This is a genomic window from Anaeromicropila populeti (assembly GCF_900112775.1).
Lineage (GTDB): Bacteria > Bacillota > Clostridia > Lachnospirales > Lachnospiraceae > Anaeromicropila_A > Anaeromicropila_A populeti.
Genome location: NZ_FOYZ01000008.1, coordinates 62523 through 80243 on the forward strand (window position 1 = coordinate 62523; position 17721 = coordinate 80243).

Annotated in this window: 16 protein-coding genes and 1 pseudogene; all 17 read right to left on the reverse strand. The window is 36.0% G+C overall.

Going from position 1 to position 17721, the window contains the following annotated elements; all coding sequences use genetic code 11:
* Nucleotides 1-28: 28 nt before the first annotated feature.
* Nucleotides 29-655 carry a Holliday junction branch migration protein RuvA gene (gene ruvA, locus BM305_RS11035; protein ID WP_092560768.1) on the reverse strand — a complete coding sequence of 209 codons (627 nt, stop codon included), beginning with the start codon at nucleotides 653-655 and terminating at the stop codon, nucleotides 29-31.
* 101 nt (nucleotides 656-756) lie between these two features.
* Nucleotides 757-1596, reverse strand: coding sequence for a putative beta-lysine N-acetyltransferase (gene ablB / locus BM305_RS11040; protein WP_092560770.1), 840 nt, complete (start codon nucleotides 1594-1596; stop codon nucleotides 757-759).
* A 20-nt stretch (nucleotides 1597-1616) separates the two neighbouring features.
* Nucleotides 1617-2909: a lysine 2,3-aminomutase gene (kamA, locus tag BM305_RS11045; protein WP_092560772.1), complete on the reverse strand. Its 1293-nt coding sequence runs from the start codon at nucleotides 2907-2909 to the stop codon at nucleotides 1617-1619.
* 453 nt (nucleotides 2910-3362) lie between these two features.
* A pseudogene (locus BM305_RS11050) lies at nucleotides 3363-4004 on the reverse strand (ISAs1 family transposase); the annotation flags it as partial.
* A 146-nt stretch (nucleotides 4005-4150) separates the two neighbouring features.
* A complete protein-coding gene (locus BM305_RS11055) occupies nucleotides 4151-4339 on the reverse strand; it encodes an AMP-binding enzyme (protein WP_177214691.1) in 189 nt (62 codons plus the stop codon).
* Nucleotides 4340-4371: 32 nt separating this feature from the next.
* A complete protein-coding gene (locus BM305_RS11060) occupies nucleotides 4372-5283 on the reverse strand; it encodes an AMP-binding protein (protein ID WP_092560778.1) in 912 nt (303 codons plus the stop codon).
* 100 nt (nucleotides 5284-5383) lie between these two features.
* The gene (locus BM305_RS11065; protein ID WP_092560780.1) at nucleotides 5384-7174 is read right to left on the reverse strand and encodes an ABC transporter ATP-binding protein; all 1791 of its coding nucleotides are present in this window, start codon (nucleotides 7172-7174) and stop codon (nucleotides 5384-5386) included.
* Nucleotides 7171-8988 carry an ABC transporter ATP-binding protein gene (locus BM305_RS11070; protein WP_092560782.1) on the reverse strand — a complete coding sequence of 606 codons (1818 nt, stop codon included), beginning with the start codon at nucleotides 8986-8988 and terminating at the stop codon, nucleotides 7171-7173. Before BM305_RS11070 ends, BM305_RS11065 begins: the two co-directional genes overlap by 4 nt.
* On the reverse strand, nucleotides 8981-9577 hold the full coding sequence (locus BM305_RS11075; RefSeq protein WP_177214693.1) for a glycosyltransferase family 2 protein: 597 nt from the start codon (nucleotides 9575-9577) through the stop codon (nucleotides 8981-8983). Before BM305_RS11075 ends, BM305_RS11070 begins: the two co-directional genes overlap by 8 nt.
* Before the next feature lie 48 nt (nucleotides 9578-9625).
* A complete protein-coding gene (gene tnpC, locus BM305_RS11080) occupies nucleotides 9626-11134 on the reverse strand; it encodes an IS66 family transposase (protein WP_092560786.1) in 1509 nt (502 codons plus the stop codon).
* Nucleotides 11135-11273: 139 nt separating this feature from the next.
* Complete coding sequence (tnpB, locus tag BM305_RS11085) at nucleotides 11274-11648, reverse strand: IS66 family insertion sequence element accessory protein TnpB (RefSeq protein WP_092560788.1); 375 nt, start codon at nucleotides 11646-11648, stop codon at nucleotides 11274-11276.
* The gene (tnpA, locus tag BM305_RS11090; protein ID WP_092560790.1) at nucleotides 11642-11977 is read right to left on the reverse strand and encodes an IS66 family insertion sequence element accessory protein TnpA; all 336 of its coding nucleotides are present in this window, start codon (nucleotides 11975-11977) and stop codon (nucleotides 11642-11644) included. The genes tnpB and tnpA overlap by 7 nt, the downstream gene beginning before the upstream one ends.
* Nucleotides 11978-12047: 70 nt before the next feature.
* Nucleotides 12048-12365, reverse strand: coding sequence for a transposase (locus BM305_RS19830; protein ID WP_092560792.1), 318 nt, complete (start codon nucleotides 12363-12365; stop codon nucleotides 12048-12050).
* A gap of 240 nt (nucleotides 12366-12605) precedes the next feature.
* A complete protein-coding gene (locus BM305_RS19120) occupies nucleotides 12606-13817 on the reverse strand; it encodes a GDSL-type esterase/lipase family protein (protein WP_177214694.1) in 1212 nt (403 codons plus the stop codon).
* Nucleotides 13818-13869: 52 nt separating this feature from the next.
* Nucleotides 13870-14640, reverse strand: a complete 771-nt coding sequence (locus BM305_RS11115; RefSeq protein WP_092560794.1) for a hypothetical protein — start codon at nucleotides 14638-14640, stop codon at nucleotides 13870-13872.
* Between the two features lie 18 nt (nucleotides 14641-14658).
* A complete protein-coding gene (locus BM305_RS11120; protein ID WP_143099165.1) occupies nucleotides 14659-17202 on the reverse strand; it encodes a type VI secretion system Vgr family protein in 2544 nt (847 codons plus the stop codon).
* Nucleotides 17203-17245: 43 nt separating this feature from the next.
* Entirely contained in the window at nucleotides 17246-17719 is a 474-nt protein-coding gene (locus tag BM305_RS11125) for a PAAR-like protein (protein ID WP_092560798.1), read from the reverse strand.
* Between the last annotated feature and the right edge of the window lie 2 nt (nucleotides 17720-17721).

Consider the following 17721-nt stretch of genomic DNA (forward strand, 5'->3'; position numbering starts at 1 on the left):
TTATTATTTACCCGCATAAAGCAGCTCCTTAAAAAAGATTGATATGCTTTAATGCTCCTTTTAAAACAGCTTCGACAGTCATATCCTCTGTTACTGTTATCTTCCGGACTGCACGCAGTGCTTCTGTATTGGAATAGCCTAATGCTGCTAATGCCTGCACTGCATCATTTTGAACCTGTGAACTGTTCCCCTGTGCTCCTCTGCATTCTTTCTCTTTTTCCTCATGTTTTAATTTTATCTCAAAGGCATCTTCCAGCCTTATTTTATCCTTTAATTCTAGAATCAGCTTGCTTGCTGTCTTACTCCCAATACCTGGTGCTTTTGCAATAGTCTTGGCATCATCTGCCAGAATCGCAAATCGTAAGTTATCTGGACTGATCGCAGATAAAATCCCCAGTGCACCTTTAGGTCCGATTCCATTCACTGTAATGAGAAGCTGAAATATCTCAAGGTCATCTTTTGTAAGAAAACCGTACAAATTCATAGCATCCTCTCTTACATATAAATACGTATATATTTTCACTGTCCCGCCGATTACCGGCAATTGATTCATAACAGATGCTGGTACTCGTATCTCATATCCAATGTTTCCATTCTCCACAACAATTCCATTTTCGCTGACATCTGCTAATTCACCTTTTATGTAGGCTATCATTTTATTACCTCGCGTTTTCCGTAGTTCTGTTTTTTATTGTAGCATATTCGTATGGCAAACGCAAGTTCGAATGAAATCAACTCCGCAGCAGCTTGCAAATACTATTTCTCTTCTATCCTCTTCCACCATATGTTCATACTTTCTATTTGTCCTCCAATTTGTGTATTATTCACTAATATTCCGGTATACATATATCCCATCTTAGCAAACGTACAATTCATAGAATAGGATTTTGATCTTGCAATTGTATAGGCAATACAAAATCCCATTTCTCTCATGTATTGCTCCATTTGTGCAAGTAAGAATAATGCCAGTCCCTGACCTCTATATTTTTTTAAGGTAGCAAAATCTGTTAGTTCAGCATTTTTATACTTTTCCTCAGCTTCAATTGATGAAGCTGATATTAAATATTCCTGATCAAATATTCCAAAATAGCTAACATTGGATTTCATAGTTTCTTCTAAATATTTTTTATCATAGATTGGAAATGGATAGGATTTAAATACCGATTGATAGAGCTGTATCATTTTATCAATATCCTTTTCTGCTAATCTGCGAAAAGTATACGTATCAGAAAGAACAGGCGATTGCACTATTGTTTTTTTACCTCCTGCTATTTCCAGTACTTTATCACACTGTTCTTGGCATAAATTAATTTTTCTTTCATTTTCTAAATATTTTGCATAGAAACAGCATTCTTGTTTTCCAGCATAAAAACCAGGAATAGCAGCCTCCATGATAAATCCATTTTCTTCAAAATATTCTTTTGCTATTATAGGAACCTTTGCTATTATTTTTGTGTAATGTTTCTTTTTTGCCAATTCTTCTAGTTCTACTAATAAGTCAGGGAGATCATTGATTTCCAGTGACATTACATAGATTCTGTTGCTGTTCCGCCCGTGATGTATGAAAGAATTTCTTATTTTAGTGATACAATCCATATTTCTCTCTTCCTTTATCTTTATTCAACTGGTGATAATGTTATAGTATCCTCATAATCTGCAATTAACTTCGCAATACCCATAATTGCTGTTTCTTCATTTTCATTTTCACTTAACCTCAACTGCAAATCACATGAACTACAGTCTAAATCACATTCTGGATTATGATATTCACATGGCTCTTGATATGTAGTAACAACCCCCTCATAATTACGCAAAATCACTTTATTTGTTGACCAAGATAAAATATAGTTTGGCATAACTGGAATTTTACCTCCTCCACCAGGTGCATCAATTACATAAGTAGGAACACAAAATCCACTTGTATGTCCTCGCAGATTTTCCATAATTTCAATTCCTTTTCCGATAGGTGTTCTAAAATGTTCCAGTCCTTCTGATAAATCACACTGATAAATATAATATGGCCGTACTCTATTTTGTACTAACTTCTGCACCAAGTGTTTCATAATTCTAGGGCAGTCATTAACACCTGCCAATAATACTGACTGATTTCCAAGTGGAATACCTGCTAGAGCTAATTTTTCTAATGCTTTTTTAGACGCTTCTGTAATTTCATTTGGGTGATTAAAGTGAGTGTTAATCCAAATAATCCCATGCCTTTTTAATATATTCACTAAATTATCTGTAATGCGAAATGGCAGCACCACTGGTGTTCTTGTACCGATTCTAATTACTTGAACATGCTCTATTTGATTAAGTTCACCTAATACCCAGTCTAATAATTCATCAGAAAGCAAAAAAGGATCTCCCCCTGATAATAGCACATCTCGAACCGCTGGTGTATTTTTAATATATTGAATTCCTTTTTGTATTTCCTCTCTAGAAGGAATGCTGTCTATATCTCCAACTTTTCTCTTTCTAGTGCAGTGTCTGCAATACATGGCACACACATTACTAATATGGAAAAGTACTCTATCTGGATATCGGTGGGTAATTCCTGGCACAGGGCTGTCTTTATCTTCAGCCAAAGGATCTATCATGTCATATTTTGCAATATTCATTTCTTTTTCGTTTGGAAATGCCTGTTTGAAAATAGGATCGTTTTTGTAATTTTTCTTATCAATCAGTGATAAGTAGTATGGCGTAATTCTCATCGGAAACTTCTGTATTGTTTCTTCAATATTTCTTTTTTCTTCCTTTGAAAATTTTATATTTAAGACTTTTTCTACCGTACTAACTTCTTTTACAGTATGACTAATCTGCCACCTCCAGTCACACCATGTTGTCTGCATACTATCACTAAATCTTTCTTCCTCCATTCGACTCTTAATTACTTCAATTGCCGTATTCATAATTCGTTTCCTCCTTAATTATCTACTTTTTTAGGGTGCTTTTATTTGATAGGAAATGTGAAGCAATTTCCTATCAAATAAAAAACACTCTAACTCTATTTTCATAGAGTTAGAGTGTTTAAGCTTTCCTGATTATCAGTTCACTTTATACCACAAGATGTAGTATAGATTATGACCTTTTGATCCTAATCAAACCCCAGTTCTAAATAATATTTTTCGATAAAATTTTTGCTCTTGATAGAATACCTGCTATCTTGGTAAACTTACTAGCTCCCACATTATAAATACGTGAACTAGCTCACAAACCCACTACTCATTTTATTTACTTCATATTTTTAATATTGCATTAACCAATTTCTTCCTTTACTATTTTATTATATTTCCAATTAATTGTCAATACAAAAGGGGAAATTACTCACGGTAAACGCATCTAAATATTGTAAATATATCATTCTATTCCTGCGAATCAGCGCTATTTTCATTTCTTGCTCGGCTTTCATCTTCTCGATATGCTATATCTAATATCCAGTGTAGGGAGTTTTCAATTCTCCAATGTCTTCTTTTCGCTTTCCCAAATTCCTCTGCTGTCATTTCTTTCCAACCAAAAATAGCATAACTCCAGCTTTCTGTGCATTTACCTTCTTTCTCCACCGTAGCATGACATAATCCAATTCCCTGTAGATTCTTCCAATCTGACTTTTGTTCCATCCAGTCGCTTTCCGTTTCTACATAATAATCCCTTATCTCCAGTCGTCCTTGTTCCTTGTCAATTTCCCTATAATATCTTCTTTCTTCTTTTAATTCCTTTTTCTCTCTTTTCAACAGTTCTGGTATTGCTGTAATTTCATTACTTTTTTCATCTACTTTGTACTGCCCTAGCACCATTCTATTTTCTACTGCCCATGCACTTACTTTATGAATCGCACTTTTCCCTTTTGCAGTATCTCTGCTCCGACGAACAGCCTTTACCCATTCCAACAATGCAGCATGGAATTGTTCTGGATTTATCATAGAAAAAATCCTGTTAAAGGTATCATGGGACGGGATTCCTCCTGGAAGTTCTAAAAATGTAGAAAGCCATTCCTTTTTTGCATTTCCCAATCCTCTATTTTATTGAAACACTCTTCTAATGTCTTTTCAATTTTCACACTTTATCACTCCTATAAGATGTTATGGAGTTATTGTATACGATTGTAATAGAAATGTCATTTTTCTATTATAGTAACATGCTATGCGATACTCTATAGTGGCCCTCGGTTAATCTTTCCTATACTGTTTTTTGGAATTTCTTCAACAAAATTAATGTGCGATGGAACTTTGATTTCACTAAGTTTAGCTCTGCAATATGTTCTTATTTCTTCTTCTGTGATTTGACTTTTCTTCACAATATATGCTTTTATAATTTCCTCACCATTTTTTTTTCGTTTCACCACATACAACACATTCTTTCACTGCGTCGATTTCATTTAGAACAATCGACTTCTAACGGATTAACTTTCTTCCCAGCAATATTTTCATCATTTAGCCTGCATATTAAGCCTCCCGTTTCTGTACTTCCATAATTGCCATAAAGGTGAGTATGGAATTTTTCCAAAAACATTCTATGCAGTTCTGCTGTAATTACACCTGCACCTGCTAATACCATTCGAATGGTCGAGAAATCATACTGCTTCTCCACAATACAAAACATCTTTACTATGGCTGGTACCGTAATGATTACAGTGATTTTGTTTTGTGGAACCATTTTCATCACTCTTATTGGTGAAAGCCCATTTAACGTGTACACAGATGCCCCAGATAACAGTGCAGGAATAATAACTGAGCCAAGTGCAAAAGAATGGTTTAATGGAGCTGTACTTATTATTCTATCATTGTAACTATATGCACATGTTTCTACATATGACTCAGCTTCTGCATAAAGATTATTAAAAGTTCTTACACAATACTTTTCTTCACCCGTAGAACCAGAAGTCATGTGATAGATTCCACAATCATCCCCACTATAAAAATCTGGTAAATCCTGTTCCTCTTCTATTGTGTCACAATGTAACATAACCTGAATATCATCTATGGTTTTTGGCATAACCTTTTTCTTGACTTTATCAAGCTCAAACTCGGTAATACCATCTGAAACTGGAACAATATAGCACCCAATTGATAAAAGTGATAAAAACAGAATACTAAATTCTAGCTGATCTTTTCGTTGCAAAATAACACAATCATCCTTATTTATCCCCAGTTCCAATATACTTTTTCTGTTAATGTCTATTAACTTGTAAAGTTCAGCATATGTAATACATATATCATTTTTTATATATGCATACCTTGTACTATAATCATCTCTAATCTTTTTTAAAAATCTGTTCGATTCCATTTCTCTCCTTTTCTAATGAAACGATCTCATTATGTATTTCACCAAACAACTGGTAAACAAAATTATATGCTCTCACTCTATGCTAGTCTTGTAAACATGTTTAGTCTGATGTTTTATACCATTGCGCTTGTTTCATAAACATTTCTTGGTATTTCCCCTTTTTCTTCATTAACTCTTCATGAGTACCAGATTCCACAATCTGATGTTTATCTAAAACGATAATTTTATCAGCCATTTTTGCTGATCCTAGTCTATGTGTAACAAGCAAAGCTGTCTTTCCTTCCGAAATCTTTTTGAAATTCTGATATAACTCGGTCTCTTGAACAGGATCAATTGCTGATGTTGGTTCATCTAAAACAATGAAATCATGCTCCTTATATATACCTCTTGCAATAGCCACTTTCTGCCATTGACCACCTGATAAATCTACACCTTCAAATTCAGAAGATAATACAGTATCTAAATCATTTGGTAATACTTTTTTAGAAAAATCTACCTCTACCTTTGCTAGCGCAGAACGAGTATCGGAGTCACTATCCATATTTTCAAAGTCACTTATTCCAACATTTTCTCTCAGAGTCAATTTATACTTTGAAAAATTCTGGAATACGGCAGAACTTTTTGCTCGGAATGAATTTCTTGAAACCTCTTTTGTATTCTTCCCACCAACAATAACATCACCTTTTGTTGGTTCAAATAATCCTAGCAGCAGTTTTGTCAAAGTTGTTTTTCCTGAACCATTTTCCCCAACTAGCGCAATGATTTCACCGTCTGTAATATTCAAATTAATATTTTTCAGAGCATATTCTTCTGCATCAGGATATTTGAAACTGACATTTTTACATACAATACCTTTTTTCATGTCAACAGCTTCTTCTCTTTTCTGCTCAACTGGCATATCCAAGAAGTTAATAAAGTTTCTCACCAATCCAAGGTTTCTAGACATAAATCCAATATTTCTTTGAATAATATCTTGAATGATTCCAAAAACAAGTCCAATAGAAGCAAATACAGCTCCCCATGCACCGATACCAATCTGTCTATTCATAACAGAGTAAACTAAAATCACCATAATTAATAAATATCCAAATAATGTCACAGACTGTCCAACAAATTCTATTTTTGCTGATCTTCTTTCTGCTTCCATAATCAGCTGATTCAGTTTATCTAGTGCTTTCTTGGTTAAATCACTAAAATAATCCTCTATACCTAATAAACGTGTCTCTTTTAAATACTCTTTGTCACTCATGCACTTCTCATAATATTCATATTCACGTCTAACAGGTGCACTTTTGTCCTCCAAATTAAAGAATATTTTACTTTTAAAATATTGAAGACATGTCATTGGCACAAACATAAATATGAACGCCAATGAAAGTAATGGCTGCAATTTAAATAAATATATCTCCATATAGATAAAATAAGGAATGTGAAATGTAAAGATACTAATAAATGAAAACAATATTTCAACACTATTTTCCATACCATTGTGTGCTTTATTAATCTTATCTAATTCATTTGTCTCTTCATAAAGAATTGGATTCAAATCTGCTGCCTTTTCATTTACCCTAAATGTCAATGAACCTTTTAATTTTTTGATAAGGTTCTCATACATAAAATTAGCTAGTCCATTTAGCAATTGTATAAAAATTAATAGAACGCCTAATAGAACAGCTAGAATAATCACATTCTTATAAGGTACCTGATTATGAATAGTTTTTACTAATTGATCGAAAAACACTTGAAGCAAATGTGTATTAATACCATAAGATACACCCTGACACATATCTATAAGTGCATAAATTATAAAATAAAGGGGACATGATTTTATCACTAATATAAACAGCCTCTTAATTATTAAAAAGAAAGATAAACTCTTCTCCTTTTTCAAATATACCAACTCCTTTGCATGTTATACATATTGTAGTAAAGCTTTCCTATGCCCATTAAATATTCATGTTCACCTTGCTCTACAATTTTTCCTTCATCCAGAACAAATATCTTATCCGCTAAATAAGTAGAACCTAAACGGTGGCTAATTAATATAACCGTATTATTCTTACTTATTTTCTCAAATCGTCGATACATTTCACTCTCATTGATTGGATCTAGCGCTGATGTTGGTTCATCCAAAATCTTTAGCGGAGAATTATTGATTGCTCCCCTTGCCATGACGAGTTTTTGCCATTCACCACCAGATAAATCTACACCGCCCTCTTTTATCTTTCCAAGCAACATGTTTATACCATCTTTTGTATTACATATTCCCTTCAAATCCATATCTTCCATAATCTTATCGATACGGCTATCCAATGTCTTCTCATGAATATTATTAATATCTCCAAGAGCAATATTATCTCTTATAGTAAGACTGTATTTTGCGAAATCCTGAAATACAACAGAACAGAATGCATTAATTTCTGCTCTCGTATAATCTTTTAATGATTTATCATTTACTAGGATTTCTCCTTCATAATCTCTATACAGTCCCGTTAGTAACTTGATAATTGTTGTTTTACCAGAACCATTTTTTCCCACAAAAGCATAATGCTTTCCTTTTTCAACCTTAAATGAAACACCATTCAAAATATAACACTCACTAGTCGGATACTTAAATTTAACATTTTTAAATTCAATACTTTCCAAATTAAATTCTTTTCCTTTATATTGATGTGTTTCATCTTCTGTCTCTAGATTAAAAAATTCAGTATATTCACGCATATATTCTTGATTTTTTGCTAACTTATCCATTTGCGCTGTCAGATTCCAAGACATTTCTTGAATTAAGTTAAAAATGGCATTAGTTAATGCGATAAACATTCCTATTGTAATGAGACCTTGTTTTGTCTCGTACATAAGTGGAAAGAGAACTAAAATACTTATACATGCAGTGATAACTCCTCCTGCTTTCATCTTGAAAAACCACAATTTTTCTGTTCTAAGCTGTGTTTTTCTCGCTTTTTCATAATCCTGCATCCATATAGCATTCATTTTTTTCCCGTATCCAAATAATGCTCGTTCTGGAACACTATTCTTTCCAATCAATACATCCTTAAAGTAATTATAACGTCTAGAAATTTTAGTTACTTCAACACTAGCTTCATAGTTTGCTTTTCCACTCTTCATAGCTAAAATGAATAGAGGAATTGTGATAGCAGTTATAACTAAAGTTACCCACCATATACGAACAAACAAAATAAGAATGATTCCCAAACATCTTAAAATAAGATTTGCTAAATTCATTGTGTCTGTAAAAATTTCAAGCTGTCTCTTTTCGCAATCTCTTACAACTCGCTCGATTAAATCCATTGTCTTAGAATTATCTATATAGCGATATAACAATAATGATTTTCTTTTTGTTATCTTAGTACGAAAATCCTTTCGCAAACTATTTTCTACTCTTGTCTGGTGTAGTTTCATAAATATTGGCATAATAAACTGATAGCATAAAAGTAAAGAAATCAATCCCACCGAAATATATATAGAATTTACACTTTGCTTTTTCAGCAATACTCTAGTGACACAATCTAAAAAATATGCCTCACAAATAACTTGAATTGTAGGTGTAATGGCACTAACAATTCCATTTAATATTAATATGAATGTAGCTACTGGTGTATAATGATATAACACTTTAAATACTTCAAATATTTTTTTTGATTTTTCTTTTTCTCTCATAAAGCCCCCTGCTATTCGGTTACTCATAATTTGTTAAAAAGTAAACAAACTGCTCAACCGTTATTTTATTTTCAACGAACTCTTGCAAATGTATGATATTTTCATGATTATGCTTTTCATAAAAATACTTAACATTTAAACTATGTTCCTTGGTAAAATCCAGACGGTAGTGCATCAAATGATAATTGCAGGCTCTATCTGAATAAATAAAGTCATATCCTAGTTGCATAAGCCTATAACCAAATTCAAAATCCTCACATCCCCACCTTGTTCCAAACTTTTCATCAAACCCTCCGGCTTCCAAAAAAGCTGTCCTTCTAATTGAACAATTTCCACCTGTAAACCCGATCCATTTTCCTTCTCCGCTTTCTCCGCTTAGTACTTCTTGAATAACTTTCTCCATCTCAGTTACTCTGTTCACTTTGCCTATTGTTTCTTCAAAGTTTTCTAGTATGTTTGCTTCCGTTACACATACTTTCACCATAGCTTTGCTTAGTGAACGAGTGCGATTTAAATATGGATAATAAATTCCTTTTTCAGGATCTAGCAAAAACTTCACTTCCGAAATACTATATATTTTTCCATGAACAACGCATTTTTCTTGTAAGTGCTTCAAAAGATGACGCTCTATACAGTTAGGCATTTTTATGCTAAACTGATAGTATCATTTATTAAAGCATTTTTTATGTTTTACTTGTAACCGGCACTGCTCAGGGAGTTCTTTTGACCATGGGAGATATCGATTCAGAACTTCTGGATGCTGAAGATGATTATTGTTTGGCATCACTTCTAAGAGATACTTCAAATATTCATACACATCCAGTTTATTTGCTTTGGCAGTTTCCACTAACGTATATAACACGGCATTCGCTTTTGCACCTTTTGGCGTATCCACAAACAACCATGCTCGTCTTGCTGTAGCAAATGGCTTGATATTTGCTTCACATAGATTATTGGATAACGGAATTCTTCCATCTTCCAGAAATGTTTCAAGATATTTTCTTTGATTTGTGGCATAGGTCAGTGCTTCCGTCAGTTTTTCATTTGTTGTATGCATAGAAGAAGTCTTTTCAATCTGGAACAGCAAGTTGATATATTCCCGACCTTCTGCACCTTTAGAACCTGGAATCTCTTTTCCGTTATTGTCTAAAGGAATACTTTCGATGAAATACCTGCGGCAATGAGCCCAGCACATACACCGTATATAACTACCAGCTTTATTATAACCTGAGTAAGCATCCGTAATCAGATATCCGTTATAGTTCCCAATCAGTCTGCTGGCAACTTCGGTACTTCTGGATGTGGAATAATGGAAATATGCTGCTTGAACTGCTTCACTTGCGGCACTTCTCATTACCCACATAAACGAATCACTGCTGGCTTTTCGTCCCTCTTCCTTGTTGCATTGGATTCTTGTTTCATCCATGTGCAGGACTTCACAAGACAGAAGCTGTTCGTGAATCTTCTGATAGATTGGCGTCAGCCATTCCTCGCTGCAGCGGATGATCCAGTATGCCATATCCGCTCTGGTGAGCACGAGTCCCATACGAAACCAATCTTTTTCCAACCTGTTACAAGGAAGTCCCATGGCAAATTTCTGATACATAATCTGTGCTACAAGCGATGGGGTTGAGAGGGAATGGGACAGCACTGGTGAAGGTACGTTTGCTTTTACAAACACAGGCGTTTTGTTATCACTGCCTTTCTTTCCGCATTGCTCACATTTCGCAACCTGCCGTACAATCTGCTTCACCTTCAGCTTTGCTGGTATCCATTCTACTTCTACACGTACTATCTGTTTTCCTATTATTTTTAAGGAACCGCCACATTTAGGACAGGTTTCCTCTTCGTTGATGATATATTCCTCAATCTCTTTTGGAATGCCAGAAAGCATTTCTTCTCTGACACCTGATTTTCGTGGAGTCTTTTCATAACTCTTAACTGAAATTTTCTTCTGTTCCTTCAAAAGTTCCCGTGCCAGTTCCTGAACGGATTCAAAAAGGCTCATCTGTCCATCCATCTGCGTTCTTTCAGAAGAAGCTCCAAACATCTTTTTCCTTGCATGGAGCAGTGCCTGTATCATGTTGTCTATCTGAATACGCTGTTCTTCTATCACCTGTTCCTTTTCGGCTAAAAGAGCACGCAATTTTAAGAGTTCTTCTGCTTCTGTCATGGTATTCTTCCTTTACTTTTTACTAAGAAAAGTATACCATAAAATAGCTGTTTTTGCCACTAAATTAGTGTGTTTCAGCAACAGAAAAATGCTGATTTTAAGCTAATTTCAGGGCTGTTTATCGTCATTTTTTTCAGTTCTAAAAGCACGTATTATCCCGGTTGATTTTCACCTCATGATGCGCTTTTTTCTGTTCCATTTCCAAACCCTCCAAAAGCCACTCCACCTGTTTGACCGTGATTTCCTTTACCATTTCAGAATCTTTTGGCCATTGGAATTTCATCTTTTCAAGAAGCTTTTTATGTGCCAGAATAAATCCATTTTTATCATATCTCAATAGTTTGATGGAATCCCGTTTCTTATTGCAGAAAATAAATAGGCTGGATTCCATAAACGGATCTATTCCGAATTGAAGTTGTACAAGAGAAGCAAGACTGCTGATTTGTTTCCGAAAATCAGTTGCCCCTAGCGCAAGATAAACATGTTTTGTATCTGTTACCAGACGATTTAACATTGTCTCACCAGCCTTTGCATAAGTTCTGCGACAATTGGAATGTCAGCTGATTTCCTTATCGTAATTGAGAAACCATTCCAGGTAATGACTAAATCAATTGCTTTGTTTTCTTGGGAAATGGGAATAGCCTCTAAAGAAAGATGTGCTACCTCTACAAAAGTATCCTTTTTTTCTTCCCTCTGTTTGATGACTTGGATTTTTCGGTGCCAGTAATAATACGCATGTCTAGAAATATGATTCTTTTCGCACCAGACATCAACTTTTAGGCGACTAAGCTTTCTGTCCGAGAACCTTTTGCTCCATAATTCAATGGATTCTTCTGTATTCATAAGGGAACCTCCTAAATGTCTTTTAGGAAAGGATACCACGAAAAACGCTGTTTAGAAATGACGCTATGTTTTAATCGGTTACGAAATTGACTTTGTATTCATGCTTTGTATCGTGCTTTTCCAAAACTGTGTGGTTTATCATTACCTCAGTTATGTTATAGGCAATGAGTTTTGCCCATATTTCTTGCTCAATATATTCTGGTTTATATGAATGGAAATTGCATAATCCAATGGTATATTTCAGCTTTCTGAATGAGGATTCTATTCCCCATCTAGAATAGTATAGCTTCTTAATACGTTGTGGGGGGAATTCATCACGAGGAAGATTGGTCACGATACACTTGTATGTGGAATCGCTTATAGGAAATCTTACAATGCGGAAAGACATCTTTAATTTTTTGATGAACCATAGGTTTGTGCCTCCTTGAAGTAAAGTCTAAATATCTTTAATTCAAGGGCCGCTCTCGTTACCTCTAAAAACCATCATTAACGAGAGCGGCCGCACATTATTGAGGTGATGTCAACTACTATTTTAAAAAAATAAAAAATGGTTAGACCTCGTTATTGGAAATCTAACCATTTTGAATATATATACACTAACTAAATGACATTGGGATGTGAACAGTAACTAAAATTCAATTGAATAACTAAAATCAGATACTACTGTTCCCGTTCCCTGGAAACCAAAGTTAATTGATCCACCTGCACCAATTGTCTGATTCCAAGTCATTGGAGTGATGATATAGGTGTCATCTGTTTCTGTTAATTGTGCACACCAGATATTTGAAATAGTAACATCTGATTTGCTGATTATCATTTTCCAATTATTCACTGGTAAATTAGAATTATTTTTTATGTACATGTTCATTGTATAACCATTAGACCATGAATTTGTTTCAACTTTTAACTGTAATGCATCATCTGAATCAGATGTTGGGGTTGGCGTTACCACTGGGGTTGGCGTTACCACTGGAGTTGGTGTTACCACTTGGGTTGGTGTTACCACTTGGGTTGGTGTTACTACTGGGGTTGGTGTTACCACTGGGGTTGGTGTTACTACTGGGGTTGGCGTTACCACTGGAGTTGGTGTTACTACTGGGGTTGGTGTTACCACTGGGGTTGGTGTTGTTACTGGTTCGCCTGATAAGATAGGACTTATGGTATCATACCAGTTATCACATATTTTCTGTCCCCCAATGCCATTTGGATGAACTCCGTCATAAGTATCCGCTACTGTATCAAAACCCGTGTATTGATCACATAAAATAATTGGAGATTCACTTGTTGACAAGCTTTCTGCCCAGCTTACCATGGCTGTATTAAGTGCTGTAACGCGGGAATTGTAATCTGCATTGTTGTCAGGCTGCATCGGTATAATCTGAGCAACTACAATTTTCATATTAGGATTATTTTCTCTCATCTGTCCAATCAGTATTGTGTATGCCTGAATAACATCTGCTGTACTTCTGTCCTGCCAACAATCATTTGTACCAAAATGCATAATAACCATATCTGGATTTGTTGAAGAAAGCCAAGCCGGCAGCTGATTAGACGCAGCAAGGTCCGTAACCAGCATCCCCCAATGTCCTTCATGAGTACCTTTTGAACCAACAAATTCAACATCGTAGCCATTAGTCGTTAGTTTATTTAATAATAAGGTCCGCCATGTATCCCAGTCTGTTATAGAATCTCCCAGCGGCATAATTTTCGTAGTTGATGCGGCGTAAACAGGATTAACTGGTAACATTGGTATTGTACTTTGAATCAAAATAACCATAAGCAGTATTAAACCACTAATCTTTGCGGCAAATCTAATTTTAAATTTATTTTTCCTATCCATATAAATTCCTCCTAATTTTCTGGTGACACCTAATTCTAACTTCAATAACTTGTTACTCTTTAAATTTTACAATAAACCATTTGATTCCCAGACAGCCCTCTCGCTCATATATGGTAATAGCATCTCCTACATCAGCACCAACTCCATACCCTGGAAAGTTAGTTCTACCATCAATTGCATCTTCTTCTGGTATCTGAATACTGTCATTTGCCTTTGAGCCAAAATGAATTCCTGATACCACAGTATTTACTTTAGCAATCTGCCTGGAGCCATAAAATGCGTTTATAGAATAGATGCTTCCCATCGCAAAAAATACAATAGGTACAACTACTTCCAGCATGTAAACTGGCTTTTCCATAAAAGGAAATGCTCGGAAGATATAAACTAAAAACACAACTCCAAAAACGATGCCTAACAGCACCAGTACTCTTGGCTGAGATAAAGGCAATGTAATAGTAGGAAACGCCAGGCAGATACCTGATACCGTAAACATCCAAAACAACGTTGGAAAACCTCTGTTTTCATATCCATAAAAATGTATTTTATCTGGTGATATCAGGTGTCTTACAAAGGCAAGTATATTGAGCAGTATAATAGCTGGAATAATGAATGCAGCATTTCTGATAAATATCCAGAAAAAAGCCAGAAAAAAATAGCAAAATGTTTTATAAAGCTCTATTCTTCTATCTTCAATTACTATCTTCTGAAGTTTTGATAATGCTCTCTTCCGCCCCATTTTCTCTAAAACTGCTTCACGCATTCCACTTCTGTCTCTCATCCATGCTATGATTAAAAAAATGCATCCTATTCCCTCATAAATCATATACCTACCTCCACCACTCTATTCTTCTGCCCATATTTCTTTTCCACTATACTGTGACTCAATATATTCAACAGCACCAGTAAGATATGGTTTTCCTGCCTTGCCAGCCCATTCGGCTCCCGATTTTAAAGCAGTTTGGGTTCCTGATTTTGTCAAATTATAAGTTAGCTGCTTTCCAAAGAATACCGAACCACCCTTCGCGGCACTTTTTACTGCTGCATTTCTGGCTGCTGTCTTGGCTGCTGCATCGGAAGCTGCATTTCTGGCTGCTGTCTCTGCTGACTGCTTTGCCGCTGTTGCTGCTGAATAGTTTGTCACTGCTGCTCTTCTTGCCGCCTTGGCATTGGTCAGTTGGTTCCTTGCCGACTTCTTTGCCGCTGTGGAAGCTCCATTTCTATTCCTTACCCGATTCAGATTTTGCTCGGCCCTTCGTTCAGCTCGTCTGGCAGCTTCCTCTCTTGCCGCCTTTTCTGCCTCATCCCTTGCCGCATTTTCGGCTGCTTCACCTGCTGCCTCTTTTGTTGCCTTTGCAGTAGATGCCTCTGCTATACTAGAAGACGCATTTCTTCCCAGATTATCAATCTGATCACTACTTACATTTGATAAATTTTTCAAACCAGGAATGCGCTTACTTACATTTGTGTCAAACAAACCAAAGGTTACGGTAGAAACAGCTAATGACAAGCCAAGGCCATCTGTTAAATCTTTTCCTAGAATTCCATTTTCAGCAACGGTAGAAATCGCAGTTCCTGTTAATTCAACCGCCAGCTTAGCTCCTATTTTACTTAAACCACCACCTATTGCGGCTGATGCTGCACCAATGAAAGCCTGCACTCCTCCATTTAACATATATTGACCAATGGATTTGGATTCACCACCATGGGCTTCGTCCCATGCCATTGTTCCAACTGCAAAAGCTCCAGCTGCCATACCTGCTGCTGCTACACCCAATACAACACCAAGCCCTGCACCAACACCAGTACACACCAGACAGACCGCTGCTGTGGCTACTGCTGCTGCTGCAAGACCTGCCATTACTTTGCCAAATAATCCCCATCCACTGCTCTTTTTCTTTGGCAAAGTACCCGCCAAAGGTTCGTCTTTGATAATAGGAAAGTTTTTTGTTTCTGAACCTTCTAAGCTGCTCACCTTTCCCAGCCCGTCAAATTGGTAATGAAGATAAAAAGTTGCCTTGTCTGTTTTGATACTTCCAGCAAGAAGCATTTCTCCATTTGACGCACCCATGAAAATGTACTTGCCTTCAAACTTAACACTTTGATTTGCCGCAATCTGAATATTGCCCTTTGTCTCAAAAGTAACACCAATGTCATCATCAAGAAAATATCTGGAGAAAGCATTTCCCTCCTTATCCTCAGTAGTGGCAAAATGTAAATCGGTCAGGTTTAAGTCCATCATAAGTCCATCTTCTGATGTAAAATGTTTGTTGGAGTGATTGTCCATTTTAGGACTTGTACCTCCATTTGTACGAATACAGTTCACTACTGTTCCACTGGATTCATCATTATCACTAAAGTAAAGAGAGACTTTTGTTCCTGCCTTAGGCATACAATACATAATATTTCCTGTTTCTGGCGTCCAGTTATATGGATATGCAACACTATTTAAATGCTCATCATCCGACAGCTCCAGTTCTAGCTTCAAGGTTTCTCCAGCTGTCTCAAGAACCTTACCTAAAATGGTATGACCAATAAAGGTTTCGTTATAAATGGTTTTAACTGCACCATACTCCTCATAGCTCAACTTATATGTATATTTTATTTCTGATTCTATCAGACATGCCTTCTTTTCCATTACAATAAGACTTTTATTCTGAAATGAAACTATTTCTCCAACCCTTGCAGAAATAGTGGAGGTAATGCGGTAATACATAAATTTACTTTTAGAAAATCCCGCCTTTTTACCACCAAGATCATAAAATTTCTTTGAAACCCCTACCTTATAGAAAGCATTATCAAAGCTTGTTCCAAAATTCAGCTTATTCATTCCGATTGCTAACGTAGGATAATCTGAGGTTTCATCTGCAATTATGGCATTTCCATATATACTTGCCATTCTGAGAATAAACTCCCAGTCTGTCTCATAATATTGAATAACAGGCATAGAAAGCTTTCGGGCGGCAGCTCCGTTCCACTTCATTGTTGTTCCTCTGACAGAACTTCCTGCTTTCTTGATAACCTCTTCATGAGTCATACTAACATCCTGAAAAGAGCGGTTTTTCTTATCCTGATCCAGCTTACAGCTAGCTCCAATTAGATTTACCTCCAGTTCATAATAATCATTTCCCATATCATGTACCTTTAGTTCATCAATATACCCTGAAAACAATTTTTCCAGAACTCCCGTTTCATTATCATTTCCTATTATCTTAATTAGATTATCCTGTGTTTTCGCTTTTAGCTGTCCTAAATCGGCCCCCTCCATAATACTTGCACGAAATCTGGCTAACGGATGCCTATTAGGAACCTGTTTCACTTCCAGTTCTAATATTTCATCAATTTGTTCAAATCCTATTATAGAAAGATTTCCACTTGTAATAGCCACTTCAAGCCCCTTTCCTGGGATAACGCTCCCCAAAAAAATACCATCAATCTAGTTCTCCTTTGTACTCAACTCCCGATGTTTTAGGTGTAACCTTTCCACCCAGAGCACACATAAGGCAGGACTTCGTTGTAACCAGCTTATCCCCCTGAACCCCGGAAAGACGTACATCATTTTGTGTATCATTCCATTTCTGAGAAGGAAACACCGGCACACATTTTCCGCCTTGAACAATTCCACCTGTCGGATTGCCGCTTTCATCAACTGCCTTTAAAACTATTGAAGTCGGCCCATTTTTCGGGAGCATATTACACACCCCAAAATAGTCAATATTAGCTGTCGGACCTACCATACAGTCCTTCTCATGAATCAGTGGATGCTCATAATTATCCTGTGTATCAACGGTTACTCCATGGTCCACTGGTAAATTGATTCTTCTCGGATGAGATCCACAACTACAGGTCAGCATTGCTCCGCGCACTAGATACACATCGCCATCATTTCCACCATTATCTGCCATCG